Annotated in this window: 1 protein-coding gene; it reads right to left on the reverse strand. The window is 55.8% G+C overall.

Annotation, left to right across the window (positions count from 1 at the left end; all coding sequences use genetic code 11):
- Positions 1 to 731, reverse strand: a 731-nt coding sequence (locus ACT3UA_RS18965) for a transposase (protein ID WP_444617889.1), incomplete at both ends; no start/stop codon positions are given.

A 731-nucleotide genomic window follows, 5' to 3' on the forward strand; every position in this document is an offset into this window, starting at 1 on the left:
ACTCCGGTGCCTTCTGGTTGATCAGCAACCTGGGTTGGCGGCCACTCTTGGTCAGCTTCCCAGCCATGGACCACACACGGTACCGCCACCTTTTCACATCCCAGCTGACTGCTTCATGCCCAACTGGCAGGAGGACCAGCTGCAACCACGCAGTCAGGTTATAGGCAAACATTGCCAGGTTCGCCCACGCTTGATTCGCTGCAAACGACGTGAAAGGCAATTTCCCAAGTCCCGCGGCCTTCAAAGACTTGATCCTGTTCTCGCACCTTGCGCGCGCCCGGTGACGGGCATCCAAAAACGCGGGGTCGTAGCGTGGAGAGTTCGTCAGAAACGCGGTGACTCTATTCCCGTCCGTATCAAACAGGCTGGCTTTCGCCCCGGGATGCAACGGTTCAGCCCGAAGATAAATGCGGGAACCTGGCGGGTATCCAATGAGTTCAATAACCTTGGATGCATCAATCACCCACGCATTATCACGATGCTCACCATCGGCGGTGAGCGCCGGTTCCCAGTACTTCTTCTCATCGATCCACCGCACAAATCGTTCCTTCAGCACTGGCAGTGAATACGAGGTGGAGAACTGCAGGCCCAGCGAATCAACATGCTTCAAGAACTCACGGGTGGCACCGGCACTATCGGTGCGGACCATGATCTTTTCACCAATCAGCACACCATCTGGGTCATAGAAATCGTCGGGCAGTTGTTCCAGCGCTTGGCTAAGGATGCTGATA

This window comes from Glutamicibacter sp. 363, from assembly GCF_052379505.1.
Lineage (GTDB): Bacteria > Actinomycetota > Actinomycetes > Actinomycetales > Micrococcaceae > Glutamicibacter.